This is a genomic window from Nocardioides sp. (assembly GCF_030655615.1).
Lineage (GTDB): Bacteria > Actinomycetota > Actinomycetes > Propionibacteriales > Nocardioidaceae > Nocardioides.
The window spans coordinates 1-21024 of the sequence record NZ_JAURVJ010000189.1 but is presented as its reverse complement, the minus strand read 5'-3'; the positions used below and the strand labels follow the sequence as shown (position 1 = coordinate 21024).

18 protein-coding genes are annotated in these 21024 nt (G+C 72.4%); 4 read left to right on the top strand and 14 right to left on the bottom strand.

Going from position 1 to position 21024, the window contains the following annotated elements; genetic code table 11:
* The first annotated feature begins 76 nt into the window (after window positions 1-76).
* Both Q7T52_RS15940 and Q7T52_RS15935 read left to right on the top strand, forming a co-directional pair.
* Window positions 77-811 (top strand): helix-turn-helix domain-containing protein, encoded by a 735-nt coding sequence (locus tag Q7T52_RS15940; protein WP_304804199.1) that lies wholly within the window; start codon window positions 77-79, stop codon window positions 809-811.
* A 13-nt stretch (window positions 812-824) separates the two neighbouring features.
* Window positions 825-1682 carry a hypothetical protein gene (locus Q7T52_RS15935; RefSeq protein WP_304804197.1) on the top strand — a complete coding sequence of 286 codons (858 nt, stop codon included), beginning with the start codon at window positions 825-827 and terminating at the stop codon, window positions 1680-1682.
* Window positions 1683-1811: 129 nt separating this feature from the next.
* On the opposite strand, the gene Q7T52_RS15930 is transcribed toward Q7T52_RS15935, so the two are convergent.
* Window positions 1812-2429: a malonic semialdehyde reductase gene (locus Q7T52_RS15930; RefSeq protein ID WP_304804196.1), complete on the bottom strand. Its 618-nt coding sequence runs from the start codon at window positions 2427-2429 to the stop codon at window positions 1812-1814.
* Between the two features lie 95 nt (window positions 2430-2524).
* Here Q7T52_RS15930 and Q7T52_RS15925 point away from each other — a divergent pair, with 95 nt between their 5' ends.
* Window positions 2525-2902, top strand: a complete 378-nt coding sequence (locus tag Q7T52_RS15925) for a helix-turn-helix domain-containing protein (RefSeq protein WP_304804195.1) — start codon at window positions 2525-2527, stop codon at window positions 2900-2902.
* Window positions 2903-2911: 9 nt separating this feature from the next.
* On the opposite strand, the gene Q7T52_RS15920 is transcribed toward Q7T52_RS15925, so the two are convergent.
* From Q7T52_RS15920 to Q7T52_RS15870, 11 genes are all read right to left on the bottom strand, one after another.
* Complete coding sequence (locus Q7T52_RS15920; RefSeq protein ID WP_304804194.1) at window positions 2912-3421, bottom strand: sarcosine oxidase subunit gamma family protein; 510 nt, start codon at window positions 3419-3421, stop codon at window positions 2912-2914.
* Window positions 3414-6155, bottom strand: a complete 2742-nt coding sequence (locus Q7T52_RS15915; protein WP_304804192.1) for a 2Fe-2S iron-sulfur cluster-binding protein — start codon at window positions 6153-6155, stop codon at window positions 3414-3416. The genes Q7T52_RS15920 and Q7T52_RS15915 overlap by 8 nt, the downstream gene beginning before the upstream one ends.
* Entirely contained in the window at window positions 6155-6400 is a 246-nt protein-coding gene (locus tag Q7T52_RS15910) for a sarcosine oxidase subunit delta (protein WP_304804190.1), read from the bottom strand. The genes Q7T52_RS15915 and Q7T52_RS15910 overlap by 1 nt, the downstream gene beginning before the upstream one ends.
* A 27-nt stretch (window positions 6401-6427) precedes the next feature.
* Complete coding sequence (locus Q7T52_RS15905) at window positions 6428-7645, bottom strand: sarcosine oxidase subunit beta family protein (RefSeq protein WP_370692330.1); 1218 nt, start codon at window positions 7643-7645, stop codon at window positions 6428-6430.
* A gap of 11 nt (window positions 7646-7656) precedes the next feature.
* Window positions 7657-10116: an FAD-dependent oxidoreductase gene (locus tag Q7T52_RS15900; RefSeq protein WP_304804186.1), complete on the bottom strand. Its 2460-nt coding sequence runs from the start codon at window positions 10114-10116 to the stop codon at window positions 7657-7659.
* Between the two features lie 131 nt (window positions 10117-10247).
* Window positions 10248-11228, bottom strand: a complete 981-nt coding sequence (locus Q7T52_RS15895) for an ABC transporter substrate-binding protein (protein WP_304804184.1) — start codon at window positions 11226-11228, stop codon at window positions 10248-10250.
* An 80-nt stretch (window positions 11229-11308) separates the two neighbouring features.
* Window positions 11309-13318: an ABC transporter permease subunit gene (locus tag Q7T52_RS15890; protein ID WP_304804182.1), complete on the bottom strand. Its 2010-nt coding sequence runs from the start codon at window positions 13316-13318 to the stop codon at window positions 11309-11311.
* Window positions 13318-14358 (bottom strand): glycine betaine/L-proline ABC transporter ATP-binding protein, encoded by a 1041-nt coding sequence (locus tag Q7T52_RS15885; RefSeq protein ID WP_304804180.1) that lies wholly within the window; start codon window positions 14356-14358, stop codon window positions 13318-13320. The genes Q7T52_RS15890 and Q7T52_RS15885 overlap by 1 nt, the downstream gene beginning before the upstream one ends.
* On the bottom strand, window positions 14355-16103 hold the full coding sequence (betA, locus tag Q7T52_RS15880; protein ID WP_304804178.1) for a choline dehydrogenase: 1749 nt from the start codon (window positions 16101-16103) through the stop codon (window positions 14355-14357). Before betA ends, Q7T52_RS15885 begins: the two co-directional genes overlap by 4 nt.
* Window positions 16100-17602 carry an aldehyde dehydrogenase family protein gene (locus Q7T52_RS15875; protein WP_304804176.1) on the bottom strand — a complete coding sequence of 501 codons (1503 nt, stop codon included), beginning with the start codon at window positions 17600-17602 and terminating at the stop codon, window positions 16100-16102. Before Q7T52_RS15875 ends, betA begins: the two co-directional genes overlap by 4 nt.
* A 124-nt stretch (window positions 17603-17726) precedes the next feature.
* Window positions 17727-18482 carry an IclR family transcriptional regulator gene (locus Q7T52_RS15870; protein ID WP_304804174.1) on the bottom strand — a complete coding sequence of 252 codons (756 nt, stop codon included), beginning with the start codon at window positions 18480-18482 and terminating at the stop codon, window positions 17727-17729.
* Window positions 18483-18540: 58 nt separating this feature from the next.
* Here Q7T52_RS15870 and purU point away from each other — a divergent pair, with 58 nt between their 5' ends.
* Window positions 18541-19389: a formyltetrahydrofolate deformylase gene (gene purU / locus Q7T52_RS15865; protein WP_304804172.1), complete on the top strand. Its 849-nt coding sequence runs from the start codon at window positions 18541-18543 to the stop codon at window positions 19387-19389.
* A 100-nt stretch (window positions 19390-19489) separates the two neighbouring features.
* On the opposite strand, the gene Q7T52_RS15860 is transcribed toward purU, so the two are convergent.
* Entirely contained in the window at window positions 19490-20617 is a 1128-nt protein-coding gene (locus Q7T52_RS15860) for an aromatic ring-hydroxylating dioxygenase subunit alpha (RefSeq protein ID WP_304804170.1), read from the bottom strand.
* A partial coding sequence (locus Q7T52_RS15855) for an oxidoreductase C-terminal domain-containing protein (RefSeq protein ID WP_304804168.1) occupies window positions 20614-21024 on the bottom strand: 411 nt, incomplete at its 5' end. The genes Q7T52_RS15860 and Q7T52_RS15855, both read right to left, overlap by 4 nt.

Sequence of the window (21024 nt, the reverse complement as noted above, 5' to 3'; positions counted from 1 at the left end):
CTGACGCGTCCGCTCACGTGTCCGCTGACGTGTCCGCTGACTTGTCCGGCGCGTGACACTGGACGCAGGAACGGAGGTGAGTGCCGTGACGATGCTCGGGGCCTACGTCGAGCAGGCGCCGCCTGCCGGCGTGCGCGACACCGTCGCCTGCCTGTGGCGGCAACGGGTCGAGGTCGACCGCCAGGTCATCGTGCCGGACGGCTGCGTCGACGTCGTCTGGTTCGACTCCGGGCGCCTCGTGGTGGCCGGTGCCGACACGGCCGCCCGGGTCGAGCGGCTGTCGCCCGGCGAGACCGTCCACGGCGTGCGGCTGCGCCCGGGGGCCGCGGCGGCAGCTCTCGGGCGCGACGTGTCCGAGCTGCTCGACCGGCAGGTCGAGCCCGCGGAGGTGTGGGGCGAGCACGGCGCCGACGTGGCGGTCGCGCTGGCGGTGGCCGGGGGCGATGCGGTCCACGGGCTGATGCTGGGCCGCCTGGTCGGCGTACGGCCCGATCCGGTGGTGCAGCACGCCGCAGGCCTCCTGGCCGAGCCGGGCGCGCGCGTCGGCGAGGTGGCGCGGACCATCGGCGTCAGCGACCGTCAGCTGCAGCGGCGCTGCGTCGCGACGGTCGGCTACGGCCCCAAGATGCTGGCCCGGGTGCTGCGGCTGCAGCGACTGCGGAGCCTCGGCGTCGGCGACGACGACCTCGATCTCGCGGACCGGGCGCTGCGCGCCGGCTACGCCAGCCAGGCCCACATGGGTGACGAGGTGCGCCGGCTCACCGGCACCACGCCTGTCCGATTCCTGGAAGACCGGGCCGCCGTCGCGTGAATAGCGTCGGGGCATGTCCTACGACGTCGCCGCCGCTCGACGGTCCGTCCTCGGCAACGCACGGGTCCTCGACCGGCACCGGTTCGCCTTCCTGGTCGACGACGGGCCGCGCGAGCCGGTCCTCACGGCCCTGAGCGCCTACCAGAACCCCGACGGCGGGTTCGGCAACGCGCTCGAGCCCGACCTCCGCGACGCCGCCAGCCAACCCGCCGCGACGTTCTCCGCGCTCGAGGTGCTGGCCGAGGTCGGCGCTCTCGACGACCCGATCACCCAGCGCGCCGAGGCGTGGCTCGCCACGATCGCGCACGACGACGGGTCCGTGCCGCAGGTGCTGGCCTCCGTCGAGTCGGCGCCGCACGCCCCGTGGATGGGTCCCGAACCGGAGGCCGGCTTCTTCACCCTCGCCCTCGTCGGCCTCCTCTCCCAGGGCGGCGCAGCGCCGACCCCGTGGCGCGAACGGGCCCGGGAGTGGTGCTGGTCGGTCATCGGGGACGGGTCGGACCTGGAGCACTTCTGGGTCAAGTTCGCCTTCCACTTCCTCGACCACGACGCCGACGACGCCCGGGCGGAGCGGACGGTCGCGGTCCTCGCCGACAAGCTCGGACCCGACGGCAGCGTCCCGGTCCCGGGCGGCACCGAGGGCGAGAGGCTCGGCGCCCTGGTCCTCTCCCCCCGCCCGGGGCTGCGAAGCCGCGCGGCCTTCACGGATGACGTCGTCACCTCGGCGCTCGACGACCTGGCGGCGGAGCAGGAGCCCGACGGCAGCTGGGTCCCCGACTTCCTCGCCTGGTCGCCCGCCCAGGCGGTCGAGTGGCGCGGACGGCTCACCGTCGACTCGGTCACGACCCTGCGCGCCCACGGGAGGCGGTGAGGCGGGCCGCACGCACGCCGACGGCGTACTGGTCAGGGAGGTCCGCCCCCTGTCAGGGGTTGCAACCCCTGACAGGGGTCGGAATCCCCGGCCGGCCGGGTGATCCGCCACCCCCGGGGCACCCACAACTCAGGCCCAGGCCAGCGCGACGTCCTCGTCGAGGCGCGGCAGCCGGTCGAACCACGGGTCGACGCCCGGGTGGCCGATGTTGACCACGAGGTGGGTGCGCCAGGTGGTGCCGGCGAAGAACTCGGCGTCGATGCCCGGTCCGTCGAAGCCCGCCATCGGGCCGGCGGCGAGGCCGTGGGCGCGTACGGCGAGCATGAAGACACCGGTCTGGATCGCGGCGCTGTACTTGGCCAGGCCCTCGCGGGCCTCGCCCGGCATGCTGGCGAAGTTGCCGCGCATCAGCTCGCCGCGGGCCGGGAAGACGGTCGGGAAGTGCTCGTGGAACTCGCTGTCGTAGGCCAGCACCGCCACGGCCGGCGCCGAACGGGTCTTGGCGACGTTGCCCTCCGCCATGTGCCCGAGCAGTCGCTCGCGCCCCTCGGGCGTGCGGACGAACAGGACGCGCAACGGCTGGCTGTTGGCCATCGACGGCGACCAGCGGGCGAGTTCCCACACGCCGCGCAGCTCGTCGTCGGTGACGGGGGTGTCGCTGAACGAGTTGGCCGTGCGGGCCTCGGTGAACAGCAGGCCGCGCGCGGCCTCGTCGAGGGAGTCGAGGGCGAGCGGGGTGGTGGTCATGGGCGGGTCCTTCGGATCGAGAGCGGCTTGTCTTCACGATGCTACTCCTGTTTTAGAAGTCGCGGTCAACTCCGAAGCGGACTAGCATGCGTCACGTGAGCCCGACGCCCCAGAAGAGCGCGACCGAGCACGAGCCGCGTGCGTGCGACGCCGCCCTCGAGCGGGCGTTCAGCTTCCTCGGCAAGCGCTGGAACGGCGTCCTGCTCGGCACCCTGATCCAGGCCCCGGCCGGCTTCGCCGAGCTCAAGCGCTCGCTCGGCATCAGCGACTCGATGCTGTCCGACCGCCTCGGCGAGCTCACCCGCGCCGGCCTCGTCGCGCGCACGGTCGACGAGGGCCCGCCGCTCGCCGTGCTCTACACCCTGACCGACAGCGGCCAGGCGATCCTGCCGGCTCTCCACGAGCTGTCGACGTGGGCGCGCGACAACCTCACCGCGGAGCAGTGCTCCGGCCAGCACCCCAGCCAGCACTGACCCTGTGGATCACGTGTAGGGCAGCGCCGCGTCCGTGAGCCACGCGGCCAGGTGCCGCGCGAAGGCCGGCCGCACATAGATGCGCAGCTCGTCGGCGGTGCGGCCGATGACGACCTGGGCGCCGGCGAGGTCGCCCTGGACCGCCTCGCCCACGGGCAGCACGGTGAGGTCGATGGCGCAGCCGTGGGCGAGCAGCCGGGTGGCGTGCTCACCGGTGACCACGATGGTCGTGCGCTGGGCCGAGACGTCGACGACCGGGCAGCCGGGGTTGGCGGCACGGACCTCGTCGGCCAGCGGCACCTCGAGCGCGGGCTCCGTGGTCGGTGAGTCGTCCACCAGCCACCACGCCGGGCCCAGCCGCCAGACCAGCCCGGGGGCGGTCGGCGGCTCGGGCGAGCGGACCTCGACCAGCGAGCGGAACGGCAGCTCGTCCAGCGAGAGGCCGGGCGAGGTCACGCCGAAGGCGGTGTCGGCGAGCGGGGAGCGGCGCAGGTCGAGCACGCCGGTGACGTCAGCCATCGCGGCGCGCCCCTTCCGGGTCGTAGGACACCGGTCCGGTGACCCGGACGGCGAGGGGGACGAGGTCGTCGACGGCGTCGAGGACCTCGCCGAGGCGGTCACGGCCGCCGTCGAGCAGAGCCAGCGCGAACGGCTGCCCGTCGTGGCCGACGGGGTAGGCGCTGGTGACGTGCCCCGCCATCGCGACGGGGAAGGCCGTGAGGTCGGCGCCGTGGGCGACGAGCTGGGCGCCCTCGACGATGCGGGTCCGGCCGTCGACCGGCACCAGCCCGACGAGGTGGCGGCGGTCGGGCCGCTGCGCGTCGTCGCGGGCCAGGGACCGCTTGCCGATGAAGTCAGGCTTCTTCCTCGACACCGCCCACGACATGCCGAGGTCGTGGGGGGTGACGGTCCCGTCGGTGTCCTGCCCGACGATCGGGAAGCCCTTCTCGGCGCGCAGCACGTGCATGGTCTCGGTGCCGTAGGGCGTGATGCCCCACGGCTCGCCCGCCTCGGCGACCGCGTCCCACAGGGCCGCGCCCCACCAGCTCGGCACGTTGACCTCGAAGGCCAGCTCACCGGAGAACGACACCCGCATCACCCGCGCGGGGATGCCGGCGACGACGGCCTCGCGCCACTCCATGAAGGCGAACGCCTCGGCCGAGACGTCGAGGTCCGGAGCGAGAGCACTGATCACGAAACGCGAGGACGGGCCGGCGACCGCCACCACCGACCACTGGTCGGTGACCGAGGTGATGGTGACGTCGAGCTCGGGCCACTCGGTCTGGTGCCACTCCTCGAGCGCGTCGTAGACGCTCGCGGCGTTGCCGGTGGTCGTCGACATCAGCCACGCGGTCTCGGAGAGTCGCGCGGTGGTGCCGTCGTCGATGACCATCCCGTCGGGACCGCACATCACGCCGTAGCGCACCTTGCCGACCTTGAGCGTCGAGAAGAGGTTGGTGTAGACGCGGTCGAGCAGGACCCCGACGTCGGCGCCCTGCAGCAGGATCTTGCCGAGGGTCGAGGCGTCCATCATCCCGACGCCGGTGCGCACCGCGGCGACCTCGCGCGCGACGGCGGCATCCATGGCGCCGGGTCCGGTCTCGTCGGCCGTCGGGAAGAACCACGGCCGCTTCCACTGACCGACGTTCTCCATCGGCGCGTGGGCGACCCGGTCGTGGACCTGGCTGACCCGCACGGGGTCGGACAGCACGCCGCGGTTGCGCCCGGCCAGCAGGCCGAAGGACAGCGGGAGGTAGGGCGGACGGTAGGTCGTCGTACCGACCTCGCCGACGGGTCGGCCCAGCTCCTGGGCCAGGATCCCGACGGTCAGCACCCCGAAGCCGCGGCCCTGGTCGGCGCCGGTGCCGACCGTGGTGAAGCGCTTGACGTGCTCGACGCTGCTGAGCCCGGCGGCGTGCGCGCGGCGCAGGTCGTGGAGGGTCGCGTCGCGGTGGGGGTCGACGAACACCCGCTCGGGGTCACCGACGCTCGAGCGGAACCAGGCCGCCGGCGGGGTCAGCTGCTCGCGCCAGCCCGGGATCGTGGCGGTCTCGCCGGCCGCGGCGCCGACGACGCTCTCGCGGCCGGCCTGACCCGGGGCCGGGGTGTCGGGGACGAAGCCGGCGACCTCGTCGGACCAGCGGGTGCGGCCGCCGGGGTGGCTGAAGAGCTGCACCGCGGGGTTGGAGCCGCCGGAGACGGCCAGCAGGTCGGCGTCCCACGACCCGGCGCTGGTGTGCACGCGGACGAGACGTCCGGTCTCGTCGTCGGACCCGTCGGTGCCGGTGACCTCCGCACCCAGGTGGACGGGTACGCCGAGCGCGTCGAGCGCCCCGGCGAGCTCCGGCGCCATCGACCCACGGACGTCGAGCACCGCGGCCAGCTCGGTCCCGGCCGCGGCCAGCTCGAGGGCGGCGTGGATCCCCGCGTCGTGGGCGGTCCACACGACCGCCCGCTCACCCGGCAGCACGCCGTAGCGGCTCACGTAGTCGGCGGCGGCGCAGGCCAGCATGATCCCGGGACGGTCGTCGTCCTCGAAGACCATCGGCCGCTCCTGGGCGCCCGTGGCGAGCACGATCCGCGCGGCCTGCACGTGGTGGAGCCGGCGGCCGCGCTCGACCGCGACCAGCCGGCCGTGGCCGTGGGACCCGGTGACGGTGGTGCGCACGAGCACCTCGCAGGTCAGCTCCCCCAGCAACGCCTCGAGCTCCAGCCCGGCCGGGGAGCCGGCCGGCAGGTCGGCGGCCGCTCCTCCGAGGACCGGGCCGTCGTCGAGGAGGAGCACCCGCACACCGGGTGCCTGCGCCGCGACCGCAGCCCGCAGGCCGGCGAGCCCGCCGCCGACCACGGCCACCTCGCAGTGGGTGGTGAGCGTGTCGTAGCGCCGGTGGTCGACGTCGGTGGAGAGCCAGCCGCGCCCGGCGATCCGCTCGACGGCCAGGCCGTCGGCGACCTCGAGCGTGGTGGCGGCGACCATCGGCTCGCCCCCGCCGCCGCCCTGGTCGCCGCCCCGATCGACGTGGCCGTCGTCGAGCACCTGCACGTAGGCGTTGGACTCCTCGACGCCCACCCCGATCACGCCGCGCGGGCGGCCGGAGTAGATGCCGCGCGAGACCAGCAGCCGGTCGGCCGCGAGCAGGGCCGACGCGAGGGTGTCGCCGGCGTAGGCCTCGACGGTCTCGCCGTCGACCGTGATCGTGACGGGCCGGGAGCGGTCGATCCGGGAGCCACCGGTGGGGAGCCTGCGGGCCATCACGCGCTCCTGATCTCGTCGGTGACGGTGTGCCGCTCGAGGGCGAACCACAGCCGGCAGCCCGACCCGTGGAACCACCGCTCGCGGAACCAGCCGCGCGGGTTGGCACGGAGGAAGAGGTAGGCCGCCCACGCGTCGTCGGCCAGCGCCGACGGGTCGGCGGGGTAGTCGACACCGGCCTCGCCGCCGTAGTGGAACTCGGTCTCGTCACGCTCCCCGCAGTGGGGGCAGGGGATTCGCAGCATCGGTCGGTCTCTCGTCGTGGTTCGTCGTCAGTGGGCGACGGCGGCGGCGCCGTGCTCGTCGATGAGGCGGCCGGTGGTGAACCGGTCGAGGGCGAACGGCGCCGCCAGCTCGTGCGGGCGGCCGTGGGCGACGGTGTCGGCGTAGACCGAGCCGACCCCGGGCGTGGCCTTGAAGCCTCCGGTGCCCCAGCCGCAGTTGACGAAGGCGTTGTCGAAGGGCAGTGTCCCGACGATCGGCGAGGCGTCGGGGGTGACGTCGACGATGCCGGCCCAGGTCCGCAGGACGTGGGCGCGGCCGAAGATCGGGAACAGCTCGACGGCGGCGGCCATCTGCTCCTCGATCACGTGGAACGACCCGCGCTGGCCGTAGCCGACATGGGCGTCGACCCCGGCGCCCATGACCAGCTCGCCCTTGTGGGCCTGGCTGACGTAGACGTGCACGGCGTTGGACATCACGACGGTGTCGAGGACCTGCTCGAGCAGCTCGGAGACCAGCGCCTGCAGGGGATGGCTCTGCAGCGGCAGGCGTACGCCGAGGTGCCCGGCCAGGACAGCGGTGTGGCCGGCCGCGGCGAGGGCCACCTTGCCGCAGCCGATCGTCCCGCGGCTGGTCTCGACCGCCATGACCGTGTCGCCGGAGGTCTGGAACCCGGTGACCTCGCAGTTCTGCACGATGTCGACGCCGAGGGCGTGCGCGGCGCGGGCGAAGCCCCACGCGACGTAGTCGTGCTTGGCGATCCCGGCCCGTGGCTGGAAGGTGCCGCCGACGACGGGGTGGCGCGGCCGGTCGCTGACGTCGAGGATCGGCACCAGCTTGCCGATCTCCTCGGGGCTGAGCCACTGGGCGTCGAGACCGTTGAGCTGGTTGGCGTTGACCCGGCGCTTGCCCTCACGGACGTCGGCCAGGTTGTGGGCCAGGTTGAGCACCCCGCGCTGGCTGAACAGCACCTGGGTGTCGAGCTCGTCCTCGAGCGTCTCCCACAGCTTGAGCGAGTGCTCGTAGATCCCGGCACTCTCGTCCCACAGGTAGTTGGAGCGGATGATCGTGGTGTTGCGGGCCATGTTGCCGCCGGCGAGCCAGCCCTTCTCGAGCACGGCGACGTTGGTGATGCCGTGGTGGGCGGCGAGGTAGTAGGCCGTGGCGAGGCCGTGCCCGCCGCCGCCGATGACGACGACGTCATAGCTCTTCCTCGGCTCGGCGTCGGCCCACAGGAAGTCGGGGTGGTCGGGGAGCCGGTCGGAGATGCGCACCGCGCTCAGCCCCTCAGCCGGGTCATCGTCGGGTTGAAGAGGGGCTCCTCGGTGACGACGTAGGGCAGCCGCTGGTCGAAGTAGCCGATCTCGACCTCGGTGCCGGGGGCGGCCAGCGCGGCCGGCACCCAGGCGTAGGCGATCGCGCGCTCGACGGTGAAGCCCCAGGCGGCGCTGGTGACGTAGCCGACCGCGGCACCGCCGGAGAGGACCGGCTCCTTGCCCATCACGACGGCCTTCGGGTCGGTCGAGGTCAGGCAGACGAGCTTCTTGTCCACCGCGTCGGGGTCCATCGCGGCGACCGCGGCCCGGCCGACGAAGTCGTCCTCCTTCTTCAACCGCACCGCGAAGCCGACGCCGGCCTCGTAGGGCGTGTGGTCCCACGTCATGTCGGAGCCGAACAAGCGGTAGCCCTTCTCGAGCCGCAGGCTCGAGAACGCCGCCCGGCCGCCGGCGAGCACGCCGTGCTCCTGACCGGCGGTCCACAGGGTGTCCCAGAGCTTCTGGCCGAGGTCGGCGGTCGTGTAGAGCTCCCAGCCGAGCTCACCGACGTAGGACAGCCGCATCGCGGTGACCGGGACCATCCCGACGTGGGCCTCGATGGCGCGGAAGTACTTCACGCCGTCGTTGCTGAAGTCGTCGCTGGACAGCGACTGCACGAGGTCGCGCGCCTGCGGCCCCCACAGCCCGATGCAGCAGGTACCGGGCGTGATGTCGTGGACGAAGACGTCGGCCGGCGCGAGCGCCTGCAGGTAGGCGAGGTCGAGGTGGCCGTTGGCGCCGACCTGGTAGCGCTGCTGGCCCGGCCGGGCGCTGAGCCGCGCCACGGTGACGTCGCTGCGGATGCGGCCGCGCGGGTCGAGCATCAGGCAGTAGGTGACCGACCCGACCGAGGTCGCGACGTTGCCGGTGACCAGCGACTGCAGGAACGCGGTCGCGCCGCGCCCGACGACCTCGATGCGCTTGAGGGCGGTCATGTCGTACATCGCGACGCGCTCGCGGGTGGCCATGGCCTCGGCGCCGGCGACCGGCGACCAGTAGCGGGCGGCCCACTCCCCCGGCTCGGGCACCTCGCGCCCCGCGGCGCGGTAGCCCTCGAGGAGGCCGGTGTTGGCGGCGTACCACTGCGGGCGCTCCCAGCCGTTGGCCTCGAGGAAGTAGCCGTCGAGCTCGCGCTGGCGCTGGTGGAAGGGCGGCAGCCGCAGCGGCCGCGGCGACTCCATCGGCTGCAGCGGGTGGAGGACGTCGTAGACCTCGACGAAGTTCTGCTGGTCGCGCTCGAGGACGTACGCCGGGCCCGTCTGGTGCACCTCGAAGCGGTCGATGGCCGCCTCGTGGAGGTCGGTGGTCGGCACGCCGTCGACCAGCAGCTCGGCCACCGCGCGACCGACGCCCGCGGAGTGGGTGACCCAGACGGCCTCGGCGACCCAGAAGCCGGCCACGTCGGGGCTCTCGCCGATGAGCGGGGCGCCGTCGGTGGTGAAGGAGAAGATGCCGTTGATGCCCGACTCGACCTCGGTCTCGGCCAGGGCGGGCAGCAGGGCCTGGGAGGTCTTCCACGGGCCCTCGAAGTCGTCGGGGGTGTAAGGCCGCACGCTGGGCATGACCTCGCGGCCCCAGTCGTCGAACTCGTCGTAGGTCACCGGCATCGGCCGGTGGGCGTAGGAGCCGACGACCTGGCGGTCGAAGTCGTCGCGGTAGTAGAGGTCCTCGCCCTGGTGGCGCAGGATCGGCCGCCGCGCCTCGGTGTCCTGGCCGGCCATCGCCGGGACCGGCGTCGTGCGGACGAGCTGGTGCTCGAGCGGGGTGAGCGGGAGCGTCAGGCCGACCATGCCGGCGACCTTCTGGCCCCAGATGCCGGCGCAGCAGACGACGACGTCGGCGTCGATGCGGCCCCGAGTGGTCTCGACGCCGACCACGCGGCCGTCCTCGACCAGCACGTCGAGCACCTCGGCGCCCGGCCGCAGGGTCGCACCCCGCTCGGCGGCGCGGCGGGTCTGGGCGTCGACGGCGCGGATCGCCTTGGCCAGGCCGTCGGTGGGGGTGAAGAGCCCCCCGAGGACGACGGCGGGGTCGAGCAGGTCGTGGCGGGCCACGCACTCGTCGGCGGTCAGCACCTCGGCGGTGACGCCGTTGGCGGCCAGCCAGCCGGCGCGACGGTGCAGCTCGGTGAGGCGGTCGGCCGTGGTCGCGACCTCGAGGCCCCCGACCTGCAGGAAGCAGGGACCCTCGTCGGTCTCGAGCCCGACCAGCTTGTCGACGGTGTAGGTCGCCAGCTGGCTCATCATCCGCGAGCCGTTGGCCTGGAAGACCAGGCCGGGCGCGTGCGTCGACGACCCGCCGGTGTGCGGGATCGGGCCGGCGTCGACCACCGTCACGTCGGTCCACCCGCGCTCGGTGAGCTCGTCGGCCAGGGCTGCCCCCACCACGCCCGCGCCGATGACGACGACTCGCTTGCCCGTCATGCCTGACCTCCGACTCGCACGTTGCGCATCGCGCAACTAGTATCGCTATGTGCAACAAGTGTACGACGTGGGCGGGCGGACGTCATGCCCCTCGGCACGACGTCCGCCCCCCGGTCACGTGAGGGCTGCCGTCAGGACAGCCAGGCCTCGACCTTGTCGGGGTTCTCGTCGACCCACTTCGCCGCGGCGTCCTCGGCGGACATGCCGTCCTCGGCGATGTACTTGGCGACCAGGTTCTGGTCGTCGTTGGTCCACGAGAAGCCCTTGACCAGGTCGGTCGCGGGCGAGCCGGACTCGGCCCACTCGGTCGACACGATCTTCTTCAGCTCGGTCTCGGGGTAGTCGCAGGCGACCGACTTGGCGTCGTCCTGGCAGCCGTCGGTGTGGGCCGGCAGGTTGACCCGCACCAGCGGGACCGCGGACATGAACCACTGCGGGTCGTAGAAGTAGCCGATGAGCGGCGTCTTCTCCTCCTCCGCGCGACGGAACGCCGCGATCGAGGCGGCCTCGCTGCCGGAGAACACGACCTTGAACGGCAGGTCGAGGTTGGCGACGATCGCCTCGTCGAACTGCACGTAGCTCGGGTCGGCGCCGAGGAACTGCCCCTTGCCGCCCGACTCCGGGGTCTCGAACAGGTCGGCGTACTTGGACAGGTTCTCCCAGTCGGTGATGTCCGGGTACTTCTCCGCCATCCACGGCGGGACGTACCAGCCGATGACTCCGATGTTGCCGGTCGGACCCATCTCCATCGCGCTGCCGTCGCCGGAGTCGGCGAAGTACTGCTTCTCCAGGTCGGGGTGGCCCCAGTCCTCGATGACGACGTCGACCTCGCCGGTGCCGAAGCCCTGCCAGGAGACCTCCTCGGCGAGCTCGGGATAGCTGACCTTGCAGCCGAACTTCTCCTCGGCGACGTGGCCGACGACGTAGGCGTCGGCCTCGAAGCCGACCCACGGGTTGACGGCGAGGTTGAGGTCGCCGCAGTCGCCGGCCTCCCCGGCCTGCTCGGCGTTCTGGTCCTCCTCCTCCGCGATGTCGCCACCGCCGCATGCGCTCAGGACGAGCGCAACTGCGGCGAGCGACCCGGTCAGGGCGCTGACTTTCCTGTGCTTCACGTGGGTCCTCTTCTCGGTTGTGGTCCTGCCTGCCCCGCTGCCGCCCCGGACGGTGCGAGGGAGTGTGTGGGTGTGGCGCCTCAGCGCCGGCGCTCCGCGGCCTGCTTGGCGACCCGGTCGACCATCACGCCGAGCAGCACGATCGCGATCCCGGCCGCGAGGCCCTTGCCGAAGAACTCGCTGCGCGAGAAGCCCAGCGCCACGTCGTAGCCCAGCGCGCCGCCGCCGACGAGGCCGCCGATGACGACGATCGACAGCACGTAGAGGAGGCCCTGGTTGGCCGCGAGCACGAGGTGGCCGCGGGCCATGGGCAGCTGGACCTTGGTGATCAGCTGGAAGGCCGTGGAGCCGGCGGCCGTGGCGGCCTCGACCGTCGTGGGCGAGACCTGGCGCACGCCGTCGGCGACCAGCTTGGCCGCGACCGGGACGGCGTAGACGACCGCGGCGAAGATCGCGGTGAACCGACCCGGGCCGAAGAGGCCGAGGACCGGGATGAGGTAGACGAACGACGGCATCACCTGGGCGGCGTCGAGGACCGGGCGCAGCACCCGGTCGACGCCGCGGCGGCGGGCCATCCAGACGCCGAGGACCAGCGCGACCACCATGACGAAGACGGTGGCGACCAGGACGCTGGTGAGGGTGACCATGGCGTCGTACCAGAGGCCGGTCGCCAGGATGCCGCCGACGCAGACCACGGTGCTGAGGGTGGCGCGCCAGCCGCCGAGCAGCTGGGCGAGCAGCACCAGCGCGGCGCCGGTGACGAACCACGGCGACCCGGCGACGAGGTCCTGCAGCGGGTTGATGAACAGGGTGGTCGTCGTCTCCTGGACGAAGGTGGTGACGCCGCGCAGGTGGTCGTTGGCCCAGTCGGCTGCGGACTGGACGGCGTCGGCGACCCGGGGGCCGACCTCGCTCTCGGGGAACGTCGCGAGCGAGAAGTAGGTGCGCGACAGGTAGACCATCACGACGGCCGCGATCCCGACGACGCCGAGCAGGATCCAGCGGCCACGACCGGGAGCAGCACCCCGGGCGGCGAGCTCGCTGCGCTCGCTGGCCGCGGTGGTGACCCGGTCGAGCACGATGGCGACGACGACGATCGAGAGCCCGGCGACGAAGGCGACGCCGACCTGGTTGTCACCAGCACGCAGCGCACGGAGCACCGGGATGCCGAGGCCGGGACTGTTGACGAAGCCGGCGATGACGACCATCGAGAGCGCGGCCATCATGGTCTGGTTGACGCCGATGATGATCGTGCGGCGGGCCATCGGGAGCTGCACCTTGCGCAGCCGCTGCCCGGCGGTCTGGCCCATCGACGTGGTCGCCTCGATCGTGGTCGGCGAGACCGCGCGCAGCGCGTGGGCCGAGATCCGGATCGCCGGCGGCATGGCGTAGACGACGGTCACGGCGACCGCGATGGCCGGGCCGAGGCTGAAGAAGAGGGCCATCGGGGCGAGGTAGACGAACGACGGCATGGTCTGCATGACGTCGAGCACCGGCGTGACGATCGCGTTGACCCGGCGGTTGGTGCCCATCAGCACCGCGATCGGCAGCCCGACCAGCAGGCAGATCGCCACCGAGAAGAACGTGATGATGAGGGTGTCCATCGCCTCGGGCCAGTAGCCGAGGAGGCCGATCGCACCGAGGCCGGCGACGACGCCGAGCGCGTGCTTCCAGCCGGCGACGGCGAGGCTGACCCAGCCGGCGATGCCGATCACGCCGAGCCAGCCGATCTGCGGGACCGGCCGCGGGAAGGCGGCCTGGGAGACGAGGCCCTGCAACCACTCGACCACGGTGTTGAACAGGTCGGAGAGCGCGCCGACCGCCTGCATGACGGGGTTGTCGTCCCGTCCGGCGATCAGGTCGCGCCGGAAGTCGCCGAGGGTCTCGTGGATGCCGCGCGTGCCCTGGCCGGGGAGGTAGAGCGTCCACCTGTCCCCGAGCACGATCGACAGCACCACCCAGGCGCCGAGGACGCCGGCCAGCCACCACCAGAGCGGCACGCGGCGACGGGGGACGGCCTCGTCGGGCGCGGGCGCGCCACCGGGGTCGGCCGCGGTCTCGGGCTTCCTCTCCACGGTGGCGGCGGACATCAGACGCCCACCGGGGCCTGCTCCTCGGCGACGACCACCCGGAGGATGGCGTCGGAGTCGACGATGCCGACGAGCTCTCCGTCGCGCACCACCTGCACCGGGTGGGCCGAGCCGAGCGAAGCACGGGCGGCGTGCATGACGATCGTGTCGGGCGCCATGACCGGGCCCTCGCGGGAGTCGTCGAGGGTGGGCTCGCGCATGACGTACTCGAGCGTGAGCACGTGGGAGCGGGGCACGTCGCTGACGAAGTCGCGCACGTAGTCGTCGGCGGGCCGGGCGACGACCTCGGCCGGCGTGCCGACCTGGACGATCTCACCGTCGCGCATGATCAGGATGCGGTCGCCGAGCTTGAGCGCCTCCTGGAGGTCGTGGGTGATGAAGACCATCGTCTTCCTGACCTCCTGCTGGAGACGGACGACCTCGTTCTGCATGTCGCGGCGGATCAGCGGGTCGAGGGCCGAGAACGGCTCGTCGAAGAGCAGCATCGCCGGGTCGTTGGCCAGCGCGCGGGCCAGGCCGACGCGCTGCTGCATGCCGCCGGAGAGCTGGTCGGGGTAGGACTTCTCGTAGCCGGTCAGCCCGACCAGGTCGACGAGCTCCTGGGCCTTGGCCCGGCGCTCGGCCTTCTTGATGCCGCGGATCTCGAGCCCGTAGGCGACGTTGTCGACGACCTGGCGGTGCGGCAGCAGGCCGAAGTGCTGGAAGACCATCGAGACCGTACGACGACGCAGGTCGCGCAGCTGGGACTCGGAGGCCTTCGTGATGTCGTTGCCCTCGAAGGTGACCCGGCCGGCGGTGGGCTCGACGAGCCGGGTCAGGCAGCGCACGAGGGTCGACTTGCCGGAGCCGGAGAGCCCCATGACGACGAAGACCTCGCCCGGTGCGACCTCGAACGAGACGTCCTTGACCGCCGCGACGCAGCCGGTGCGCTGCTTGAGCTCGGCGCGGGGGAGGTCGGCGGCCGGCGTACCGATGATCTTGTCGGCGCGGGGCCCGAAGATCTTCCACAGGCCTTCGACCTGCAGGGCGGACTCGGTCATGCCGTCTCCTCGGGTGGGGTGGTGCGGGTGACGTTGCGCGGGTCGCCGGGCGGATAGAGCGGTACGTCGTCGCGGTGGCGGTAGTAGGGGACGTCGACCGGGGCGAGGGGCGTGGCACCGGTGATGAGGTCGGCGGCCTTCTCGGCGAGCATCACGACGGGGGCGTAGATGTTGCCGTTGGTGACGTAGGGCATCGCGGAGGCGTCGACCACGCGCAGGCCGTCGACGCCGTGCACCCGCATCGAGCCGGGGTCGAGCACGCTCTGGTCGTCGACGCCCATCCGGGCGGTGCAGGAGGGGTGCAGCGCGGTCTCGGCGTCCTGGGCGACCCAGTCGAGGATCTCCTGGTCGGTCGAGACCGAGGGTCCCGGCGAGATCTCGCCGTCGTTGAAGGCGGCGAAGGCGGGCTGCTCCATGATCTCGCGCGCCTTGCGGACCATCTCGATCCACTCCCGCCGGTCGGACTCGGTGGAGAGGTAGTTGAACTGCAGCGCGGGGTGCTCGAACGGGTCGCGGCTCTTGAGCTTGATGGTGCCGCGGACGTCGGAGTACATGGGGCCGATGTGGACCTGGTAGCCGTGGTCGGCGGCGGGCTGCGAGCCGTCGTAGCGGATCGCGATCGGCAGGAAGTGGAACATCTGGTTGGGGTAGTCGACGAGGTCGTTGGACCGGATGAACCCGCCCGCCTCGAAGTGGTTGGAGGCGCCGACGCCGCGCCGCAGGAAGAGCCACTCGGCGCCGATCCGTGGCTTGTGGCGGTGCTTGAGCCAGGGCGCGATCGAGACCGGCTGCTTGGAGGCGTACTGGATGTAGACCTCGAGGTGGTCCTGGAGGTTGGCGCCGACGCCGGGCAGGTCGGCGACCACCGGGACGCCCAGCGCCTCGAGGTCGGCCTGGGGGCCGATGCCCGCGAGGAGCAGCAGCTGCGGGGAGTTGATCGCGCCGCCGCAGAGGACGACCTCGCCGGCGGTGACCGACCGGCGTACGCCGCGGCCGCCGACGCCACGGACGTAGTCGACGCCGGTGACGCGGGTGCCGTCCATCCGCAGCCCGCTCACCTGGGCGAGGGTCTCGACCGTGAGGTTGGGGCGACGGCGGACGGGGTGGAGGTAGGCGCGGGCGGCGCTGAGCCGGCGGCCGCGGTGGACGTTGCGGTCGAAGGGCGCGAAGCCCTCCTGGCGGTAGCCGTTGACGTCGTCGGTGAGCGGGTGCCCGGCCTGCTGCACGGCCTCGAAGAAGGCGCCGAAGAGAGGACTCGACGCCGGCCCGCGCTCGAGGACGAGGGGGCCGGAGCCGCCGCGCCAGGCGTCGGCGCCGGGGGTGCCGTCCTGGAGCAGGACGGTCTCCATCCGCTTGAAGTACGGCAGGCAGTGGGCGTAGCCCCACTCCTTCATGCCGGCGTCGGCGGCCCACCGCTCGTAGTCGAGGGGGTTGCCGCGCTGGAAGATCATGCCGTTGATGCTGCTGGAGCCGCCGAGCACCTTGCCGCGGGCGTGGTAGATGCGGCGGCCGCCCATGTGGGGCTCGGGCTCTGACTCGTACTTCCAGTCGTAGAGCGGGTTGCCGATGGGGTAGGGCAGTGCGGCGGGCATGTGGATGAACGGGTCGATCCGGAAGTCGCTGCGACCGGCCTCGAGGACCAGGACGCGGGTCGACGGGTCGGCGCTCAGCCGGTTGGCGAGCACGGAGCCGGCCGAGCCGCCGCCGACGATGACGACGTCGTAGGTGTCACCCGCGGCGCTCACGGCTTCCTCCCGTCGAACCAGGACTGCACCGTCGGGCGCGTGTTGTGCCAGACGTGCTTGGTCTCCCGGTACTCCTCGAGCCCGGCGCTGCCGAGCTCGCGCCCGATGCCGGACTGCTTGTAGCCGCCCCACTCCGCCTGCGCGACGTAGGGGTGGAAGTCGTTGATCCAGACCGTGCCCATGCGGAGCCGGGCCGCGACCCGCTCGGCGCGTCCGCCGTCACGGGTCCACACCGCGCCGGCCAGGCCGTAGATGCTGTCGTTGGCGAGGCGTACGGCGTCGTCCTCGACCTCGTCGCTGCTCGCGCCGGTCGCCCCGAAGGTCTCGATGGTGAGGACCGGGCCGAACGACTCCTCCTGCACCACGCTCATCTCGGACGTGCAGCCGTCGAGGACGGTCGGCAGGTAGAAGTAGCCGGCGTCGTAGGCCGGGCCCGTCGGCCGCTCGCCGCCGAGCAGGAGCTTGGCGCCCTCGGCGACCCCGGCGGCGACGTAGGCCTCGACCTTGTCGCGGTGGGCGGCGCTGATCAGGGCGCCCGTCTCGGCGTCGTCGTCGAAGGGCCCGCCGAGCCGGATCAGCGCGGCACGCTCGACCAGCTGCTCGACGAAGTCGTCGTGGATCGACTCCTCGACCAGGAGGCGGGCGCCGGCCGAGCAGACCTGGCCGGAGTGGAGGAAGACCGCGGTGAGCGCCATGTCGAGCGCGACCTCGAGGTCGGCGTCGGCGAAGACGATGTTGGGGTTCTTGCCGCCGAGCTCGAGGGCGATCTTCTTGACCGTGGCGGCGGCCGCCACCATCACGCGCTTGCCGGTGCTCAGGCCGCCGGTGAACGAGACCAGGTCGACGTCGGCGTGCTCGGTCATCGGGGCGCCCACCTCGGCGCCGTCTCCGAGCACCAGGTTGGCGACGCCCGCGGGCAGTCCGGCCTCGGTGAGGGCGTCCATCAGCCACAGCGCGGTGCTGGGCGTCAGCTCGCTCGGCTTGAGCACGAAGGTGTTGCCGGTCGCGAGGCACGGCGCGACCTTCCACGCCGTCTGCAGGAGCGGGTAGTTCCACGGCGTGATCAGCGCACAGACGCCGACCGGCTCGTGGACGACGCGGCTGACGACGTCGGGGCGGCCGGTGTCGACGACGCGCCCGGCCTCGGCCCCGGCCAGGCCCGCGAAGTGGCGGAAGACGGACACCACGTCGGCGACGTCGTAGTCGCTCTCGACCAGGCGCTTGCCGGTGTCGAGCGACTCGCGCCGGGCGACCTCGGCGGCGTCGCGCTCGAGCAGGTCGGCGACCCGGTGGAGCAGGGCGGCCCGCTCGGGGGCGGGCGTCGAGGGCCAGGGCCCCGTGTCGAAGGCCGCGCGGGCGGCGGCGACGGCGAGGTCGACGTCGCCGGGTCCGCCCTCGCTCACGGTGCGCACCGGCGACCCGTCGGCCGGGCACGTGATCTCGCGCGTGCCCCCGCCCAGCGCGTCGCGCCACGCTCCGTCGACGTACAGCTCTGGCACCGTCTGTTCCCTTCGTGTTGCGTATGATGCAACGGACGTCATTCTACGCAACTTTGCGTTGCGCGGACATGACGAACGCCGAACGATTTGCACCACCCTTCCGGGCGGTCCCGACCCGCCCCGACTAGGCGGGCTCGCGCCAGCCCAGGCGCCGCGAGACCTCGAGCGCGTGGGCGACGAGCTCCCGGGTGGCCGCCTCGGCCTTGTTGCCGCTCAGGCGGAACGTGGGGCCCGACACCGAGATCGAGGCGAGCACGTCGCCGTGCACGTTGCGGATCGGGGCGGCGATGGCGGTCAGGCCGGCCTCGAGCTCGTCGACGACGACGACGTACCCCGCCTCGCGCACGCCGTCGAGCTGCGCGACCAGCACCGAGGGCGCAGTGATCGTCTGCTCGGTGTAGGCCGGCAGCTTGCGTGCGAGCAGGGCCTTGGCCTCGGCGTCGGTCATCCCGGCGAGGAGCACCTTGCCGTTGGACGTGGCGTGGAGGGGGATCCGCTGGCCGACCCAGTTGTGCGACTGCACCGCGGCACTGGTCGCGACCTGGTCGACGTAGAGCGCAGCCCCCTCGGACAGCACGGCGATGTTGACGGTCTCGCCGGTGACGGCGGCCAGGGCCTTGGCCTGGGCGCGTGACTCCTGCACGACGTCGAGCCGGGCGGTCGTCGCGCCGGCGAGGCGCAGGACGCCGACCCCGAGGCGGTACTTGCCGCGCGACTCGTTCTGCTCGACGAGGTCGTGGGCCTCGAGCGAGTCGACGAGCCGGGAGGCGGTGGACTTGTGCACGCCGAGGTGGCCGGCGATCTCGGTCACGCCGCACTCGCCGTCGCGTGCGAGGATCTCCAGGATCTGCAGGGCCCGGTCGACCGATTGCACGCTCATGAGTTGCATATTATGCAACTACTTGCGCATGGCGCAACAGTCGCCGCACACTGGTCGGGTGTCCCCGCGCTTCGTGCTCACCCTCGCCTGCGACAACCACGTCGGCCTGGTGCACGCCGTCTCCGGGTGGGTCGTCGCCCACCGCGGCAACATCACCGACTCCCAGCAGTTCGACGACCGGCTGGGCCGGCGCTTCTTCATGCGCGTCGAGTTCGAGGCCGAGGGCGTGACCGCCGAGTCGCTGCAGGGCTCGTTCGTGGCGCTCGCCCAGGCGCACGGGATGACCTGGCAGCTCGTCGCCGCCGACGCGCCCTACCGCGTGCTGGTGATGGTCTCGAAGTTCGGCCACTGCCTCAACGACCTGCTCTTCCGCTACTCCACCGGCTCGCTCAACGTCGAGATCGCCGGCGTGGTCTCCAACCACCGCGACTACGAGCGGCTCACCGCGACCTACGACATCCCGTTCCACCACGTGCCGGTCACCGCCGACACCAAGGCCGACGCCGAGCAGCAGCTGCTCTCGCTGGTCGCCTCCGAGCGGGTCGACCTCGTGGTGCTGGCCCGCTACATGCAGGTGATCTCCGACGACACCTGCGCCAAGCTCGACGGCCGGGTGATCAACATCCACCACTCGTTCCTGCCGAGCTTCAAGGGCGCCAAGCCCTACCACCAGGCCCACGAGCGCGGCGTCAAGCTCATCGGCGCGACCGCCCACTACGTCACGTCCGACCTCGACGAGGGCCCGATCATCGAGCAGGACGTCATCCGCATCGACCACCGCACCACGCCCGAGGAGATGGTCGGCGCCGGCCGCGACGTCGAGGCCCGCGTCCTCGCCCAGGCCGTCCGCTGGCACACCGAGTCGCGCCTGCTCCTCGACCGCTCCCGCGTCGTCGTCTTCGACTGACACCCCAACGGTGATCGAGCCGGGCGAGCCCTCGGCGAGCCCGCGTCGAGATCCCCGCAGCCGGCGCACCCAGCCCCGCCACCACCCGCCCACCCGTGGGTCAGGCCAGCTTGCCGCTCACCCAGTCGTGGAACCCCGCGATGTGGTGCTCGCTCGGCACGAGCACCCCACCCCCGGCGTAGAGCTTGGAGCTCATCGCCGGCTGCGTGCGCTCGCACGCCTCGAAGTCCTGCTGGTTGACCCGGTGGAAGAGCTCGACCGAGGCCGTGACGTCACGGCCGGAGGCGACGACGTCGGGGGTGTAGAGCCAGTCGCACTCGACGACCGTGCGGTCGGGACCCACGGGGTACATCCGGTGCCAGATGACGTGGTCGGGCACCAGGTTGACGAAGACCTGCGGGCGGATGGTGATGGCGTAGTACTTGCGGTCGCGGTCCTCGTCGAGTCCGGGCAGCGTGCCGAACCCCTCGGAGCCGTCGACGGTGAAGCCCGAGATCTCCTCGCCGAACGCCGCGCCGTGGTCGACGTAGAACTGCGCGGCCAGGCCGTCGGCGAACTCGGGCAGCACCTCGGTGAGCTCGGGGTGGATGGTCGCGCAGTGGTAGCACTCCATGAAGTTCTCGACGATGAGCTTCCAGTTGGCCTGGACGTCGTAGACGATGCGGCGCCCGATGCTCAGCGAGGCGACGTCGTAGGACGCGATGTTGTCGACGGTGCCGAGGCGGTCGACGATCTCCTGCTCGACCGTCTCCTCGAAGCTCGGCGGCTCGTCGGCCAGCGAGACCCAGACATAGCCCATCCAGGTGCGCACGTGGACCCGCCGGAGGCCGTAGTCGACGCGGTCGACGTCGGGCATCTTGGTGAGGTTGGGGGCGGCGATCAGCTTGCCGTCGAAGTCGTAGGTCCAGGCGTGGTAGCTGCACTGGAACGACCGGGCGCGCTCGCCGGACTCCTCGGTGCAGATGCGGGCTCCGCGGTGGCGGCAGACGTTGTAGAACGCGCGCACCTCGCCGCGGCGCGACCGCGTGACCAGGATCGACTCGCGACCGACCTGCACGGTGCGGAACGCACCCGGCTTGGGCAGGTCGCTCTCGTGGACCGCGCAGAACCACATGTCCTCGAAGATCCGCTCGCACTCGGCCGCGTAGACCGCGGGGTCGACGTAGGACGCCCCGGGCAAGGTCGGGATCAGGCTCGGCCCGGTCTCGGGCAGCTCGGTGGTGGTCACGCCGGCACCGGGGCCTGCGTCGCGGCCGTCGCCAGCGTGCGGCGCAGCCGGCCGAAGAGGCGCGGCTGGTTCATCCCCAGCACGGCGGTCGGCGACCCGTCGGCGCAGCGGTAGACCGCCAGCAGGTCTTGGGTCTCGGCGCTGCCGGCCTCGATGGTCACGCTCTCGTCTCCCTCCCGGTGGCCCGCGAACTGCAGGCGCACGTCGTACTGCTCGCTCCAGAAGTAGGGCGCCGCGGCGCGCGGCGGCTCGAGCCCGAGGAGCCGGGCCGCGACGGTCCGCGGGCGCTCGTGGGACTCGGTCCAGTGCTCGACGCGGTGGTGGCGGCCGCGGCGCGCGTCGAACCACGCGGCGCAGTCGCCGACGGCGTGGACGCCGGGCGCGGCGGTCGCGCCGTGCTCGTCGGT

Bases quoted from the DNA above. Each gene is read 5' to 3' on its own strand.
- Q7T52_RS15935 (WP_304804197.1), top strand. From the start codon at position 825: ATGTCCTACGACGTCGCCGCCGCTCGACGGTCCGTCCTCGGCAACGCA.
- Q7T52_RS15930 (WP_304804196.1), bottom strand. From the start codon at position 2,429: ATGACCACCACCCCGCTCGCCCTCGACTCCCTCGACGAGGCCGCGCGC.
- Q7T52_RS15920 (WP_304804194.1), bottom strand. From the start codon at position 3,421: ATGGCTGACGTCACCGGCGTGCTCGACCTGCGCCGCTCCCCGCTCGCC.
- Q7T52_RS15915 (WP_304804192.1), bottom strand. From the start codon at position 6,155: ATGGCCCGCAGGCTCCCCACCGGTGGCTCCCGGATCGACCGCTCCCGG.
- Q7T52_RS15910 (WP_304804190.1), bottom strand. From the start codon at position 6,400: ATGCTGCGAATCCCCTGCCCCCACTGCGGGGAGCGTGACGAGACCGAG.
- Q7T52_RS15900 (WP_304804186.1), bottom strand. From the start codon at position 10,116: ATGACGGGCAAGCGAGTCGTCGTCATCGGCGCGGGCGTGGTGGGGGCA.
- Q7T52_RS15890 (WP_304804182.1), bottom strand. From the start codon at position 13,318: ATGTCCGCCGCCACCGTGGAGAGGAAGCCCGAGACCGCGGCCGACCCC.
- Q7T52_RS15885 (WP_304804180.1), bottom strand. From the start codon at position 14,358: ATGACCGAGTCCGCCCTGCAGGTCGAAGGCCTGTGGAAGATCTTCGGG.
- Q7T52_RS15870 (WP_304804174.1), bottom strand. From the start codon at position 18,482: ATGAGCGTGCAATCGGTCGACCGGGCCCTGCAGATCCTGGAGATCCTC.